This window comes from Actinoallomurus sp. NPDC050550 (genome assembly GCF_040655075.1).
Taxonomy (GTDB): domain Bacteria; phylum Actinomycetota; class Actinomycetes; order Streptosporangiales; family Streptosporangiaceae; genus Actinoallomurus.
Window position 1 is genome coordinate 1 of sequence record NZ_JBFAJC010000106.1, and the last position, 13,743, is coordinate 13,743.

The 13,743-nt window shown below is 69.7% G+C and carries 16 protein-coding genes; 11 read left to right on the top strand and 5 right to left on the bottom strand.

Annotated elements, in window-relative coordinates; all coding sequences use genetic code 11:
* A partial coding sequence (locus AB0I04_RS53860) for a hypothetical protein (RefSeq protein ID WP_360904394.1) occupies positions 1-841 on the bottom strand: 841 nt, incomplete at its 3' end.
* 156 nt (positions 842-997) lie between these two features.
* Here AB0I04_RS53860 and AB0I04_RS53865 point away from each other — a divergent pair.
* A complete protein-coding gene (locus AB0I04_RS53865; RefSeq protein ID WP_360904397.1) occupies positions 998-1,660 on the top strand; it encodes a TetR family transcriptional regulator in 663 nt (220 codons plus the stop codon).
* A gap of 43 nt (positions 1,661-1,703) precedes the next feature.
* On the opposite strand, the gene AB0I04_RS53870 is transcribed toward AB0I04_RS53865, so the two are convergent.
* Both AB0I04_RS53870 and AB0I04_RS53875 read right to left on the bottom strand, forming a co-directional pair.
* Positions 1,704-3,467 (bottom strand): prolyl oligopeptidase family serine peptidase, encoded by a 1,764-nt coding sequence (locus AB0I04_RS53870; protein ID WP_360904400.1) that lies wholly within the window; start codon positions 3,465-3,467, stop codon positions 1,704-1,706.
* Between the two features lie 12 nt (positions 3,468-3,479).
* Positions 3,480-4,424: a serine hydrolase gene (locus tag AB0I04_RS53875; RefSeq protein ID WP_360904403.1), complete on the bottom strand. Its 945-nt coding sequence runs from the start codon at positions 4,422-4,424 to the stop codon at positions 3,480-3,482.
* Positions 4,425-4,605: 181 nt separating this feature from the next.
* On the opposite strand from AB0I04_RS53875, the gene AB0I04_RS53880 reads away from it, so the two are divergent.
* Together AB0I04_RS53880 and AB0I04_RS53885 are read left to right on the top strand one after the other, a co-directional pair.
* Positions 4,606-4,830, top strand: coding sequence for a hypothetical protein (locus tag AB0I04_RS53880; RefSeq protein ID WP_360904406.1), 225 nt, complete (start codon positions 4,606-4,608; stop codon positions 4,828-4,830).
* Positions 4,831-4,870: 40 nt separating this feature from the next.
* On the top strand, positions 4,871-5,686 hold the full coding sequence (locus tag AB0I04_RS53885; protein WP_360904409.1) for a PIG-L family deacetylase: 816 nt from the start codon (positions 4,871-4,873) through the stop codon (positions 5,684-5,686).
* A gap of 75 nt (positions 5,687-5,761) precedes the next feature.
* On the opposite strand, the gene AB0I04_RS53890 is transcribed toward AB0I04_RS53885, so the two are convergent.
* Positions 5,762-6,175: a hypothetical protein gene (locus AB0I04_RS53890; protein WP_360904412.1), complete on the bottom strand. Its 414-nt coding sequence runs from the start codon at positions 6,173-6,175 to the stop codon at positions 5,762-5,764.
* Positions 6,176-6,390: 215 nt separating this feature from the next.
* Here AB0I04_RS53890 and pnuC point away from each other — a divergent pair, with 215 nt between their 5' ends.
* The 3 genes from pnuC (at position 6,391) to AB0I04_RS53905 (ending at position 8,959) form a co-directional block, all read left to right on the top strand.
* A complete protein-coding gene (pnuC, locus tag AB0I04_RS53895; protein ID WP_360904415.1) occupies positions 6,391-7,041 on the top strand; it encodes a nicotinamide riboside transporter PnuC in 651 nt (216 codons plus the stop codon).
* Positions 7,038-8,288 (top strand): AAA family ATPase, encoded by a 1,251-nt coding sequence (locus AB0I04_RS53900; protein ID WP_360904418.1) that lies wholly within the window; start codon positions 7,038-7,040, stop codon positions 8,286-8,288. Before pnuC ends, AB0I04_RS53900 begins: the two co-directional genes overlap by 4 nt.
* A gap of 137 nt (positions 8,289-8,425) precedes the next feature.
* A complete protein-coding gene (locus tag AB0I04_RS53905) occupies positions 8,426-8,959 on the top strand; it encodes a hypothetical protein (protein ID WP_360904421.1) in 534 nt (177 codons plus the stop codon).
* A 1-nt stretch (position 8,960) separates the two neighbouring features.
* Here AB0I04_RS53905 and AB0I04_RS53910 read toward each other — a convergent pair whose 3' ends face one another.
* On the bottom strand, positions 8,961-9,572 hold the full coding sequence (locus AB0I04_RS53910) for a TetR/AcrR family transcriptional regulator (RefSeq protein WP_360904424.1): 612 nt from the start codon (positions 9,570-9,572) through the stop codon (positions 8,961-8,963).
* A 71-nt stretch (positions 9,573-9,643) separates the two neighbouring features.
* Between AB0I04_RS53910 and AB0I04_RS53915 the strand changes: the two genes are divergently transcribed.
* The 5 genes from AB0I04_RS53915 to AB0I04_RS53935 form a co-directional block, all read left to right on the top strand.
* Positions 9,644-10,243 carry a peroxiredoxin-like family protein gene (locus AB0I04_RS53915; protein WP_360904427.1) on the top strand — a complete coding sequence of 200 codons (600 nt, stop codon included), beginning with the start codon at positions 9,644-9,646 and terminating at the stop codon, positions 10,241-10,243.
* A gap of 148 nt (positions 10,244-10,391) precedes the next feature.
* Complete coding sequence (locus tag AB0I04_RS53920; protein WP_360904430.1) at positions 10,392-10,955, top strand: DJ-1/PfpI family protein; 564 nt, start codon at positions 10,392-10,394, stop codon at positions 10,953-10,955.
* A 492-nt stretch (positions 10,956-11,447) separates the two neighbouring features.
* Positions 11,448-11,897, top strand: coding sequence for a hypothetical protein (locus tag AB0I04_RS53925; protein WP_360904433.1), 450 nt, complete (start codon positions 11,448-11,450; stop codon positions 11,895-11,897).
* A gap of 609 nt (positions 11,898-12,506) precedes the next feature.
* A complete protein-coding gene (locus tag AB0I04_RS53930) occupies positions 12,507-12,944 on the top strand; it encodes a hypothetical protein (RefSeq protein WP_360904436.1) in 438 nt (145 codons plus the stop codon).
* A 512-nt stretch (positions 12,945-13,456) separates the two neighbouring features.
* Positions 13,457-13,743 (top strand): DUF6585 family protein (locus AB0I04_RS53935; RefSeq protein ID WP_360904439.1); only part of this gene is annotated, 287 nt, incomplete at its 3' end.

Consider the following 13,743-nt stretch of genomic DNA (forward strand, 5'->3'; position numbering starts at 1 on the left):
TGCCGTTTCCGGTCGCGGGGACGGTCTTGCCGTCTCCGGCCGCGGGGACGGTCTTGCCGTTTCCGGTCGCGGGGACGGCCTTGCTGTCTCCGGTCGCGGGCACGGTCTTGCCGTTTCCGGTCGCGGGGACGGCCTTGCTGTCTCCGGTCACGGGAATGGTCTTGCCGCTCCCGCTCTTCTCGGCTCCGCCGCCGGTGAGGGCGTCGTCGTCTCCGCCGCCGGTCGGGAACTCGTCGTCGTCGCGCCCGGTCATCGGCTTGTCCTCGCCCTGCCCGATGCCCGGCTTGTCGACTCCCTGGCCGGTCGGCGGCCTGACGCCCTTGTGCCCGATCGGTGAGCCCGGAGCGCCGAAGGTCATGTCCCAGTGGGACCCCTCGCGCGCGAACGTCACGGGCCCCGGCCCGCGATACTGCGTCGCGCCGTCGCCCCGCGTCGCGACACGCTGGAAGTGGCGCGGGATGTAGCCGTCGAGGCACCGGTTCGGCAGGACGTCGAGCTTGTAGCCGCCGTGGTGACTGAAGCGGCCCGCCGCGTGGCCCGCCTCCGTACCGCCGGAGACGGTCAGATGGCAGCGGCTGGCCTGCTTCAGCGCCAGCAGCCCGCTGAACGTCGCCGCCCGCAGCCCCTCGAACGAGGTGCAGTGCGGGTTCGCGCGCCGTGCGCAGTGCCCGGAGGAGATCGAGCGGATCCCCCCGGCCCGGAGCAGCACCCTGGCCAGCCGCTGGTGCAGCAGGTTCGGGGCGGACGCCGGGTTGTGAGTGCGCGCCATGGCCGCGGGACCTGCCATTAACGTGCAGAACCCCACGGCGCAGCCGGCGATGACGGTAGTGCGAATCGACATGAAGCCCTCCCGTACTGTCGCAGCGCCAGTCGCAGCATTGATCGCGTCAAGCGCGACACTCCGGCAAGGGACGCGCCGCTTTTCCGATTCCGCACGTAGTTATGGCCTGTCGCTGACCGACACGGATGGTCTGTGGAGGGTCGTACAGTGTCGGCTGTGGCCGCACCGACCAAGTCCGAGCAGACGAGAGAACTGATCGCGAAGACCGCCCTGCGGCTGTTCCGCGAGCGTGGCTACGAGGCCACCACGATGCGGGCGATCGCCGCCGAGGCCGGAGTGTCCGTCGGCAACGCCTATTACTACTTCGCCTCGAAGGAAGAGCTGATCCAGCTCTACTACGAGCACTCCCAGGACGATCACACCGAGGCGTGCCGGGCCGTGCTGGAGCGGGAGCGGGAGTTCCGCGCGCGGTTGCTCGCCGTGATCCGCGCGCGGATCGACGTGCTGCAGCCGTACAAGGAGTTCGCCGGGAAGTTCTTCAAGTACGCGGCCGAGCCGACGAGCCCGCTCAGCCCGTTCAGCGCCGAGTCGGCGCCGGTTCGCGAGGCCGCCGTCGCCGTCTACCGCGAGGTCGTGGAGGGCTCGACACTCAAGGCCGACGCGGAGATCCGTGCCGACCTGCCGGAGCTGCTGTGGCTCTACTCGATGGGCGTGATCCTGCACTGGGTGTACGACAGCTCGCCGGACGCGGCCAAGACCTACCGGCTCATCGAGCGCACGGTCCCGCTGATCGACCGCCTCGTCGCCCTGGCGCGGGTACCCGGCATGCGCGGCGTCGTCCGCGAAGCCCTGGCCACCTACCGCGACCTGCGCACATAGCGGGACCGGCGGAGCGCTTCCGCGCGTCCGGCCGGTCCCGGGCTCACGTCATGTCGAGGTGCTTGCGGGCGAAGTCGATGGTCGCGGCCATCTGCCGGATGCGCTCCTCGACCACGAGGGAGCCGTGCCCGGCGTCGTAGCGGTAGACCTCGTGCTCCTTGCCCAGCTCCCGCAGCCGGGTGAGGTAGTTCTCGATCTGGCGGATCGGGCAGCGCGGGTCGTTCTCTCCGGCCATGACCAGCACCGGGGCGGTGACCTGCTCGACGTACGTGATCGGCGAGGAGGCCTTGTACCGCTCGGGGACGTCGGCCGGCGAACCGCCGAACAGTGACCGGTCGAACGCCTGCAGCGCCTCCATCTCGTCCTCGTACGCGGCGAGGTAGTCGGCCACCGGGACGATGCCGACCGCGACCGACCAGTCGCCGGGCTGCGTGCCGATGCCGAGGAGGGTGAGGTAGCCGCCCCACGACCCGCCGGTGAGCACGAGCCGCGACGGGTCGGCCAGCCCGGAGGAGACGGCCCAGTCGCGGACGGCCTTGATGTCCTCCAGCTCGGTCAGTCCGGGACGGCCCTCGATGGCGTCGCGCCACGTGCTGCCGTATCCGGTCGACCCCCGGTAGTTGACGCGGACGACGGCGAAGCCGTGGTCCACCCAGGCGGCGGTGTCCGGGGAGAAGGAGTCGTCGTCGTACGCGGTCGGCCCGCCGTGGACGTCGAAGACGGTCGGGAACGGGCCCGAGCCCGCCGGCTTGGAGATCAGGGCGTGGACGTCGCCGCCGGGACCCGTCACCCAGGCGTCTTCGACCGGCACCGACTCGGGTGCGGGCGGACCGGGTGGGGCCAGCACCACTGCGCCCGACGTCGAGCGGATCACGGGCGGCGACGCCGACGACGACCAAGAGAACTCGACCGTGCCGTCCGGGCGGGCGGTGGCCGATCCGATCACGCCGCGCGGAGTGTCGATCCGTTCCAGCGCGCCGCTCGCCAGGTCGTAGCGGTACAGCTCGTCGCGCGCGTGGTGGGAGTGCGAGACGAGGAGGGCCGACCCGTCGGGGTACCAGTTGGCGCCGACCTCGCCGGGCAGGTCGAGGACGATCTCCTGCACGTCGCCGCCGGAAGGGTTCCAGATCAGCAGCTCCGGCTTGCCGCGCCGCTCGTGCTCGACGAGCAGCCGCTGGTCGCCGGCGACCGGGGAGAACGACAGCCCGCCCAGCCCCTTGCCCGGGCCGTCCCACAGGTCGGCGACGGTCTCGCCGTCCGCGCGCACGACCCGCAGCGCCATGTGCCGGCTGTCGCCGTGCTCACTGTGGTTGATCGCGACGAGCGACTCGTCCTCGGACAGATCGATCGCGTACGCGTCCTCGGCGTGCGAGTACAGGACGTACGGGTCGGCTCCCGGCGGGCACACGTGGATCGTCGTGCCGCCGTCCGTGGACCGGGCGATGACGGCGAGACCGCTGGATCCCACGGCGAGGCCGGCGGGGTAGGACGGCTCCAGAGCGGGGACGGCGGGCGCGTCCTCCCCGCCGCCGAACCGCTGACGCCGCCACACCCCGAACTCGTCCCCGTCGGTGTCGGCGAACCACCAGATCCATTCGCCGGTCGGGTCGATGCCCCCGATCCAGGTGCCGTTGGGCCGGTCGGTGACCTGTCGGCGTTCGTCGGTCGTCCGGTCCCAGGTGTAGATCTCCCAGGTCCCGGTGGTGTTCGAGCGGTACACCGAGCGGTGCGGCGCGTCGTGCGCCCAGCCGGGCAGGCTCACCCGGGCGGCCCGGAAACGGGCCTTCCAGCGTTCGTCGTCAACCATGAGTCAAGTCTGTCAGTCCGTGGCCGTACCTGCGGGGAGAGAGTCAAGCCGCAACTGCGCCGACTTGGTGCCGTACGCCCAGTCGAGCATCTTGGCCGCGTCGGTGAACCGGCGGTTCGGGGAAGTGGTCGTGCTGTTCAGCTCCACCCCGTAAAGCGTACGGCCGCCGCGCCGGGCCGCGAACAGCAGGCAGTAGCCCGCGCCGTCCGTGTGGCCGGTCTTGATGCCGATGGCGCCGCTGTAGGAGCCGAGGAGCAGGTTCGTGTTGGTCCACTTGTACGCGCGGTGCCCGCTGGTCTTCGACACCGAGTACGTCTTGCGGGCGACGACCGCGCGGAACGACGAGCTCGCCATCGCCGCCTTAGCCAGCTTCATCAGGTTGCTCGGCGTGGAGTACCCCTCCTTGTGTGCGGAGGTGGGCAGCCCGTCGGACGTCCGGAAGTAGGTGCTCGTCATCCCGAGCGACTTCGCCGTCTTGTTCATCTTGGCGACGAACTTCGTCTGCCCCGGACCGTACACATCGGCGAGGGCGTACGCCGCGTCGCAGCCGGACGGCAGGAGCATGCCGTTCAGCAGCTGCCCGACCGACACCTTGTCACCGACCTTCAGCCCGGCGGTCGTGGCGTCGTTGCCCTTGACGTGGTCGACGTAACTCTTCTTGACGGTGACCTTGCGGTCGAGACCGCCGGCGCGGATCACGACGAGCGCGGTCATCACCTTGGTGATGCTGCCGATGGGGCGCTTGGTCGTGGTGGCGACGCCCCACAGCTTCTTGCCCTTGGTCGAGTCGTAGAGGTACGCGCCCTTCGCCGCGATCCCGGACGGCGCGGACGCCTGGGCGGCGAAAGGGGCCTTCGGGGAGGCGGTGGCGGCGACGGCGTTCGTAGTGGTCAGCGGAACCGAGCCGATCAGGGTCCCCGCGACGGTGGCGGCGACCAGACACGCACTGCGACGCATGCGAACTCCTGGTGATTCTGGGAGGGAGGCAAGCATGTTCGCAGTTGATCAATTCGGGCGCAATATGACTCGCGGGACGATGAGGCCGGATGCGGTCAGATGCGGTCAGTCGTGATTGGTTCGGATGGGCCGTTCAGCACCTGTCCGGGATCTTCTGGACGGCGCGTCGTACCGTTGAGGGGTGACGCTGAGATCCTCGACAGAGCTCGCGCTGCGGCCGACCGGCGGCAGCGGCGAAGAGGTCACGCACGGCTATCCGCCGCCCGCCCGCCCGGTCGGGAGCACTGTGGTCGCCTACTGCGGCGTGGTGATGACGGTGAAAGGGGAGTCGTCCTCCGCGCCTCCGCCCGACACCTGCGCGGAGTGCGCGAAGATCTGGCGACGCCGCCGGCGCCGTTTCCGCTGAGGACCCGTATCTGTCGTCCCGGCCGTGCATGCTGGGGCTCATGGAATCCGAACTCACACTGATGGCCGTTCATGCGCACCCCGACGACGAGGTGATCAGCACCGGCGGGGTCTTCGCGCGCTACGCCGACGAGGGCATTCGCACGGTCCTGGTGACCTGTACCAATGGCGAGCAGGGAGACGGCCCCGGCGGGGTCAAGCCCGGGGAGCCGGGCCATGACCCGGCCGACGTCAGCCGCCGCCGGCTCGGCGAGCTGCGCGAGTCGGTCGCTCACCTGGCCATCGGCCACGTGGAGCTGCTCGGCTACCCCGACTCCGGGATGGCCGGATGGGACGCCAATGGCGACACCGGCGTGTTCGCCAACGTGCCCGTTGAGCAGGCGGCCGCCCGGCTCGCCGACCTGATGGAGCGGTACCGCCCGCAGGTGGTGGTGACCTACGACGAGAACGGCAACTACGGGCACCCCGACCACATCCAGGCACACCGCATCGCGATCGCCGCCGCCGAGTCGACCGGGATTCCGCGCAAGATCTACCACACCGCCGTCCCCCGGGCCGGGATCGAGCAGATGATGGAGTATCTCCGCAGCACCGGCGCCGACATGGCGGACTTCGAGCTCCCCGATGACTTCGGCACGCCGGACGAGGAGATCACCACCGTGGTCGACGTCCTGACGTACTTCGAGCGCAAGGTCAAGGCCCTGGAGGCGCACGCCAGCCAGGGGGAGAACATCTTCCTGCTCCGCATGCCCGACGACATGCAGCGCCAGGCGCTCGGCACCGAGTCGTTCGTCCGCCGCTTCAGCGCCGTACCAGGGCCCGACCACGAGGACGACCTGTTCGCCGGCCTCCGCTGACCTGTCCCGTACCCGGGGGCCGCGCCAGCCACCCGGGTACGGGACGTGCGGTGCCCGCCCCTGCGAGCCGAATGGCTAGTAGCTCAGATCACCCTTGACCCGGACGGCCTTCGTCGGGGCCCAGGACCAGCAGATCGTCGTGCCCGCGCGGACCGCGCTGGTGTTGAGCTTGTACCACTGGTTCTTGTGCTTGATGGCCACCCAGTCACGCGTCAGCGGCGTCTTCCAGGCGCCGCTGTACGCACGGACCTTGAGCGGGGCGTTCTTCGCCCGGTAGGTGACGCGGATCTTGATGTCCTTGCTGTGGTTGCTCTTGATGGTGCAGCCACCGCGCGTCGGCTTCTTGTTGCCCAGCTTCGTGTCGAAGGGGCGCGTCAACGGCTTCTTGGCGTGCGTCTCGGCCATCGCCGGAGCCGCCGCTCCCGCCGTGAGAGCGAACGCGAGGCCGCCGAGCGCGGCGGCCTTGGTGATCGTAAGTGCTCGAGACATGGAACGCCCTTTCGTCGGGGGCCGGAGCCGTTGATCATCTTCGCGGTCGCGGGCGGGGGCGAACAGGGCCCACAGCCCTAATCTCGGCGGCGGTGAGCACGAGGTGAGCGGAAAGACCTCTCAAGCGATGCGTCGTCGGGATTAAGCCCTCGTGCGATCAATGCGCGAAATGTTAGGTTCTGCTGGCCATTGCCGGATCATGGGAGCGCACCGCATTGTCGCTGCACAGCCTGCTGGGTCCTCTGCTCCATCCCGCCATCACGCTCGGCGGCACGCCCACGACCTGGGCGGAGGTGCTCGGATTCGCGACCGGCGTGGTCAACGTCTGGCTCGTCGTCCGGCAGCACATCGCCAACTGGCCGATCGGCATCGCCAACGTCATCTTCCTCGGCCTGATCTTCGTCGACGGCGGCCTGTACGCCGACGCGGGCCTCCAGGTCGTCTACGTCGTCCTGCAGGTGTGGGGCTGGTGGGAGTGGCTGTACGGCGGACAGGCGCGGACCGAGCGGGTCGTCCAGCGCACGTCCCGCACGGAATGGGCCGGGCTCGCGGCCGCCGGGATCGCCGCCACCGGCCTGCTGACGTGGGCGCTCAGCGCCTGGACCGACTCGACCGTGCCGTTCTGGGACGCGCTCACCACCGCCATCTCGCTGGCCGCGACGTACGGCCAGAGCCGCAAGCTGCTCGAGTCGTGGTGGCTGTGGATCGCCGCAGACCTGATCTACATCCCGCTGTACGCCTACAAGCACCTCTACCTCACCAGCGCCCTCTACGTCGTCTTCCTGGCGCTGTGCGTCGCCGGACTGCTCGCCTGGCGGAAGGACCACGCGGAGCGCCAGGCGGCGGCCGTCCCGGTGGCCTCATGACGTTCCGGCATGGACTGGTGATCGGGAAGTTCTATCCACCGCACGCCGGCCATCATCACCTGATCGACACCGCGGCGGGCGCCTGCGCGCGCGTGACCGTCGTCGTTGCCGCCTCCACCGTGGAGAGCATCCCCCTCGCCCTCCGTACGGCCTGGCTCCGCGAACGGCACCCGCAGCCGCACGTCGAGATCGTTCCGGTCGTCGACGACGTCGAGGTGGACTACGACTCCGAGGAGATCTGGGCGGCGCACGTGGCGGCGTTCCGGTCCGGCTTGGCCGCGGCGTCGGGGCAGGACGTGCGGGTGGCGTCTGAGCAGGGCGTGGGAGTGGCGTCCGGGCAGGGCGCGGGTGTTGCGTCCGGTCAGGACGTGGGCGCGGTGACCGGGCAGGGAGTGGGAGTGGCGTCGGGGAAGGGCGCGGGAGCGGTGACCGGGCAGGGCATCGGCGCACTCGACCGCCCGGCGGTCGACGCGGTGTTCAGCTCTGAGGAGTACGGCCCCGAGTTGGCCCGCCGGTTCGACGCCGCGCACGTCCCGGTGGACCCGCCGCGCGGCCGGTTCCCGGTGAGCGGCACCGCCGTACGGAGCGACCCGGTCGCCTGCTGGCAGTGGCTCTCGCCCGCCGTACGCGCGTACCTGGCCCGGCGCGTCGTCATTGTCGGCGCGGAGTCCTCGGGCACGACCACGCTGAGCCGCGCGCTCGCGGCGCACTACTCCGGGCGTGGCGGGGTGTGGGCCGCGACCCGGTGGGTGCCGGAGTACGGCCGCCTGTACTGCGAGGAGAAGCTCGCCCTCGCGCGTCGTACCGACCCGGACCGGTGGATCGGCGATCTCCCTTGGGCTTCGGAGGAGTTCACCCTGATCGCCGAGCGGCATCTCGCCCTCGAGGACGCCGCCGCCCGCTCCGGCTCGCCCCTGCTGATCTGCGACACCGACGCCTTCGCCACCTCGCTGTGGCACGAGCGCTATCTCGGCGCCCTGTCGCCCGACGTCGAACGCGTCCACGCCCGTACCCGCCACGACCTGTGGATTCTCACCGACACCGCCGGCGTGCCCTTCGAGCAGGACGGCTGGCGCGACGGCGAGTCGATCCGGGAGCGCATGTCGGAGCGGTTCCGGGAGGAGCTCGACCGGCGCGGCCTGCCGTACGTCGTCGTGACCGGATCGCATGGGGACCGCCTCGCCGCCGCCGTCGCCGAGATCGACGCCCTCCTCGAGAAGGGCTGGACGTTCGCCGATCCGCTCTGAGTAGTGCCCCAGTCCTGGGTCTCCAGCACTAACTCCGTTGCGGGTCATGAACGAACCCTCAATCGTGACCAATAGGTACGGACTGGTCGGCTAACCTCCGGTCCACCCCGGCCACGCCCCTCGTCGGAGACCGCCCTATGTACAGCTATTACGTGTTCGAGGAGTCGTCCTTCCCGGGAAGCGGCGGCCGGGGACACGTGTGGACCTTCACCGACCTGCCGAGGCTGCGGGACGCCGTCGGCGACTTCCTCCGTACCGGCTGGTCCCCGCACTCCGGCGGCACCCTCGCCATCCGCGTCCACCAGCGGGGCGAGGAAGCGGCGGCATACGACATCTATCCGTTCCTGGGACTGAAGATCCCAGGGCTGACGGAGATCACCTGGGACGCCGAGCGGCGGATCCACGGCGGGGAGCCCGAGCCGGTGAGCTCCTACGCGCCCCTCACCACGCCGGACGGCACGGGAGAACGGCGCTTCCGCGTACTGTCGGCCGAGGAGGTCGCGCCGCCCGCCGAGCAGCGGTCACTCGAGATCCGGATCGACTGGGAGAGGATGGACCTGCCGGCGCTGATCCCGCCGGTGCTGCCCGGGGCGGCAGGCGCCGGGGCGTACGGAGACGGCGTCGGCTGCGGCGACCGCCGGCCGGTGCTCGACCGGACCGACGCTCGTTGAGCTACGGCGCCAGCCCGTTCAGCAGGACGGCGAGACCCAGACGGAACTCCTCGTCCACCGTGACCCGTGCTGCCTGCTGTGCCGTCTCGGCCATCAGGGGGAAGTCCGTGCTCGGCAGCGTGGCCATGGTCCGCGTGCCCTCGCCGGACAGCGGCCCGAGGTGCTCCAGCTGGATGGCCCCGACCAGGTAGCCGACCAGACTGCGTAGCGCGACGACGCGCCGCTCGCCGACGATGCCCGCCTCGGTGAGGATGCCGAGCACCGTCTCTCCCCACCGCAGGCTGCTCGGTGAGCCCTGCCGGTGGGTCAGCGTGAGCGGAACGACGTTCGGGTGGGCGCCGACGGCATCGCGGACGCGCTCGACCATGGTCGCGACCCGCTCCCGCCACGATGAGCCCGTCGGGGGAGCGGTGTCGACGGCGCCGAGGACGAGGTCGACGACCAGACCTTCGAGCTGTTCGCGGTCGTCGACGTAGCGGTACAGGGACATCGTCCCCATTCCGAGTTCCTTGGCGACCGCGCGCATCGTCAGGGCGGCGAGTCCGTCGCGGTCGATGACGGCGAGCGCGGCCGCGGCGATCTGCGTCTCTGTGAGCGAGCGTGGGCGTGGCATTGCCCCGACAGCGTACAAGGTACGCCTACGCGTGTTAGCGTATGTTGTACGCCTATAGGAAGGATGCCGCGATGGCCGTCCACGACGATCCCCGCAGGCCCCGCCCCGGCACCGTCATCGACGAGCGCGAGTTCACCCCCATCTCCGGCCCGCCGATCCGCGTCCCGTCGCCCGGGCACCTCGTCCACCTGCAGTTCCGCCGCTTCGCCGGCTGTCCGGTGTGCAACCTGCACCTGCGATCGATCGTGCGTCGCCACGCCGAGATCGAGGCGGCCGGCATCCGCGAGGTCGTCGTCTTCCACTCGCCCGCCGACGAGCTGCGCGAGCACGCGGCCGACCTACCGTTCGCCGTCATCGCCGACCCGCACAAGCGGCTGTACGTGGAGTTCGGCGTCGAATCGGCGCGGCGGGCACTCCTGCACCCACGCGCCTGGGGGCCGATCCTCCGGGCCGTCCTGCGCAGTACGTGGGCCATCGTCCGCGGCCGTGAGCGCGGCCCGGCGGCCCACCCGCAGGGCGGCCGCTTCGGCCTGCCCGCCGACCTTCTGATCGCCGAGGACGGCACCGTCGTCGCCTGCAAGTACGGAGAACACGCCTACGACCAGTGGTCCGTCGACGAACTGCTGGAGCTGGCCTCCAGCAGCCCGCGCCCCGCGGCTTCGGGGCGGTGAGTTGACGGGGGCTCCACCAGGCCGCTGCGCCCAGGGACCATTTGCCACTCTTTCCGGCGGGTGGAATCTCCGCGGTTGACCCTGCGGAGGATCGGCGGACACGATCGGTCGTACGGTGTTTCCACAACGTCACGGAGGTGCTTGCACCATGCCGAAGGTACTGATCGTCACGGGCGACGCGGCCGAGGATCTCGAGGTGATGTACCCCTACCAGCGGCTGCTGGAAGAGGGCTACGACGTGCACATCGCCGCTCCGACCAAGAAGAAGCTGCAGTTCGTCGTGCACGACTTCGTCGACGGCTTCGACACCTACACCGAGAAGCCCGGCCACACCTGGCCCGCCGACATCGCGTTCGCCGACGTCGACCCGGCCGAGTACGCCGCGCTGGTCCTGCCCGGCGGCCGCGCGCCCGAATACATCCGCGGCGACGCCGACTGCCGCCGCATCGTCCGGCACTTCGCCGAAGCGGGCAAGCCGATCGCGGCGCTCTGCCACGGTCCCCTCGTGCTCGCCGCGGCAGGGGTCCTGGCGAGCCGCTCCTCGAGCGCGTACCCGGCGCTCGCCCCCGACATCGAGGCGGTCGGCGGCTCCTTCGTCGACAGCGAGGCGCACATCGACGGCTCCATCGTCACCGGCCGCGCCTGGCCGGATCACCCGGCCTGGATGCGGGAGTTCCTCAAGGTCCTACGGGTCGCCGCCCCGGTCGACTGATCCGCCGCGTCCGAGCCCACCGCCGCGCCGCCCGTAGCGGCCGGCGCGGCGGTACGCAATGCGCGCCGATCACGGCTCGGAGAGCCGCTGATTCCTCCCATCACCTACGAAGGGCTGCACCGGCCCTCTGACACCGCCGACTGACCGCACCACAGGTGTCCGCACCACGGGGGGACCTCACGTCGATATCGTCGGCCACGCCCTGTTTCAGGTCAGCCGGTCGGCCTCGGGTGCCGTGTCCACCGTTCGGTGGACACGCGAATGACCGGTTCACCGATCGCCTGAGGTGCCCGCTGCCGCGACGCTGGCGGTATGGATGAAACAGCGGTGCGCGTACGCCCTCCCGTAACGCAGGCGCTGTCGCCCGACGCCCCGAATGTGACATAGACGAAAGGGCTACGGCGCTTACGCGGGCCCAACAGTCACCCAGCGGGGTGGCAGGCGGAATGACCTGTGCCCTGGACTCTGACCTCCGACCGAAGGGAAGTACTGATGCATGCAAAAGATGCCGAACTGGCCGGTGCCCTGACCGAGCAGCTCGGCGACGAAAAGATCGTGGCGGCCGCGTACGCCAGGGTGGACACCGCGCTCAGCCCGGCGCGGATGCTTTCGCCGCTCGGCAACTACCTGATCGCCAGGCCGGCCGCTCGCGCGGCGGCGAAGAAGATGACCGAAGAGACCGACATCCCGCTCGACGCCGCCGTCGTCTTCGGCGTCAGCGACGGTGCCCTGCACGTGTGGGCTGCCGACCCGATGCTCAACCGGGTCGGTGAGCACCTCGGCCAGATTCCGCTGGACCGCATCGCGTCCATCAAGGTCGAGGGCGGCAAGAGCTGGCAGCCGGTCACGATCAGCATGGCCGACGGAAAGAGCGTCCAGCTCGAGGGCCGGGGCTCCATCCACGCGGTCGCGGCCGAGTTCGACAAGCGCAAGGCTGGATAGTGTGGACTGACGGGGTGTTGCTTCCTGCGGTGTCCAGGCGATGCCGTCCGTTCGCCGGCCCGGTCGACCGCACGGGTCGCCGCTCCCGTCGACTGACCGACCGCATCCGAGCCCACCGCCGTACGGACCGATGCGGCGGTGGGCATCCGCATCGGGTCTGGCCGACGGACCATGGTCCCGCCTCCTCAGGGACGTTCGTCCCTGGGAGGAACGCCGACCAGCAGAGCAGAGTGGAAGTTGGCCTGCGAGACGGGCGAGGGAGCTCGACCGTACGAATCCGCCAGGACGGAGATTCGTAGGGGAGGGCTGAGAGGCCGGCGGGGGCGATAAGCCCCCATAAGACGGCGACCCCCAATACCTGAACCGGACAATGCCGGCGAAGGGAAATCGCCTCGCAGGTCTTCGCTGTGCTCCCGGACCCTGGCCACGCGCGTGTCGATCACACGTCTCGCTTCATTGGCGTCGCCACACGTCGTTCCGCACGGCACGTCGACGGCGCGAAGCCACCACGGCCAGGCGGCCCTGAACATTTACACGATCGATGAAATGCCCTTTCCGGTGATCGCGTCTGGATAGCGTCCTCCCACGGTCGGTTTCAGGGAGGCGGCAGTGGCGCTTCGACGCTGGGGTGCGGTGCTCGTGGTCGGAACGGCGGTGCTCACGCCGGTCGCGGCCCACGCCGACACGGGCTATGTGCCAGGCCAGTTCATCGCCAAGCAGTACACCGAGGCTCTCGGGCGCGCTCCCGACCAGGCCGGCTGGCGGGGTGACGTCGGCTATTTCGAATCCGACGGATGTAACGCCACCACGCTCGCGAACGTCGGCCGTTCCATCTACACCTCGTCGGAGTTCACCGGCCTCGGGTACGACAACGACGCCAGAGTGCTCGCGCTGTACCGTGGGGCGCTCAACCGGGAACATCTTGAACTGATCCCCTGGCGAGGCAGGCGAATACGAGTTCCCAGCCTCAAGATCCAGCTGGCGGTGGCCGAACGCCGGGGCCTTGCCGACCGTGCCGCCTTGATCCGCCAGGCGATGCGTTCCTGAACCACCTCATATGACCGACCGCGGCTGTCATATAGACGCGTGTGTATATTTGTGAGCCTCCTCGGCATCTGGGCGGTGAAGGGTGGGCAGGGATGGACTTGATGGTGCTCTCCGCAGACGGGCCCTGGGCGCAGGTCACCCCCGAGGCGGAGCGAGTCGCCTAGGAGCATCACCTTGGGAGGCTTCGCGAGATCTTCGCCATCCAGGCCGGAATCTCTCGCGAAAAGGTCAACCGGGTGTATGAGTTCGAAGCGGGCCTGGTGCGGCAGAACCACGGCAAGGCCCCCGAGGCCTTCTGATGGGATCAGCTCGCGACTGTCCACGAGCGTGTCACCAACCGGTACAACAACGGCACCTACGACGCCACGTACTTCACCTACACCCTGACCCTCGCCAACGGCGCGTCGACCAAGCTCGATGGCTTCTACCGGGATCCAAAGCTCCACCGCAATCCCGAATTCGCCATCAGCGCCAACCCGCGGGGCCGCCAGTACGCTGACCTCGGCAGGGCGGTGGCCAACCACGTCACCCGGGCCAAGCTGCCCGGCGCCCTGGAATCCCTGGAACGCGGCGAAAGCCTGACCTTCGGCGACGTGACCATCGATCGCAACGGAGTTCGCCGCGGAAGGCGCGCAGCGCCATGGGCGTCGATCCAGGAGGTGAAGGTCGAGAAGGGCTGGATCACCATCAAGCAGGAAGGTAAGTTCCGGCCGCTGCACAAGCAGGAAGTCGCCAGGATTCCCAACTTCTCGCTCTTCATCACCCTGGTCGAGAAACTACGCGAGGGCCTCCGCGTCGG

Excerpts from the sequence above, each read along its gene's own strand:
- AB0I04_RS53890 (WP_360904412.1), bottom strand. The coding sequence starts at position 6,175 with ATGTCTCGAGCACTTACGATCACCAAGGCCGCCGCGCTCGGCGGCCTC.
- AB0I04_RS53875 (WP_360904403.1), bottom strand. The coding sequence starts at position 4,424 with ATGCGTCGCAGTGCGTGTCTGGTCGCCGCCACCGTCGCGGGGACCCTG.
- AB0I04_RS53900 (WP_360904418.1), top strand. The coding sequence starts at position 7,038 with ATGACGTTCCGGCATGGACTGGTGATCGGGAAGTTCTATCCACCGCAC.
- AB0I04_RS53870 (WP_360904400.1), bottom strand. The coding sequence starts at position 3,467 with ATGGTTGACGACGAACGCTGGAAGGCCCGTTTCCGGGCCGCCCGGGTG.
- AB0I04_RS53920 (WP_360904430.1), top strand. The coding sequence starts at position 10,392 with ATGCCGAAGGTACTGATCGTCACGGGCGACGCGGCCGAGGATCTCGAG.
- AB0I04_RS53885 (WP_360904409.1), top strand. The coding sequence starts at position 4,871 with ATGGAATCCGAACTCACACTGATGGCCGTTCATGCGCACCCCGACGAC.
- AB0I04_RS53910 (WP_360904424.1), bottom strand. The coding sequence starts at position 9,572 with ATGCCACGCCCACGCTCGCTCACAGAGACGCAGATCGCCGCGGCCGCG.
- AB0I04_RS53915 (WP_360904427.1), top strand. The coding sequence starts at position 9,644 with ATGGCCGTCCACGACGATCCCCGCAGGCCCCGCCCCGGCACCGTCATC.
- AB0I04_RS53925 (WP_360904433.1), top strand. The coding sequence starts at position 11,448 with ATGCATGCAAAAGATGCCGAACTGGCCGGTGCCCTGACCGAGCAGCTC.
- AB0I04_RS53905 (WP_360904421.1), top strand. The coding sequence starts at position 8,426 with ATGTACAGCTATTACGTGTTCGAGGAGTCGTCCTTCCCGGGAAGCGGC.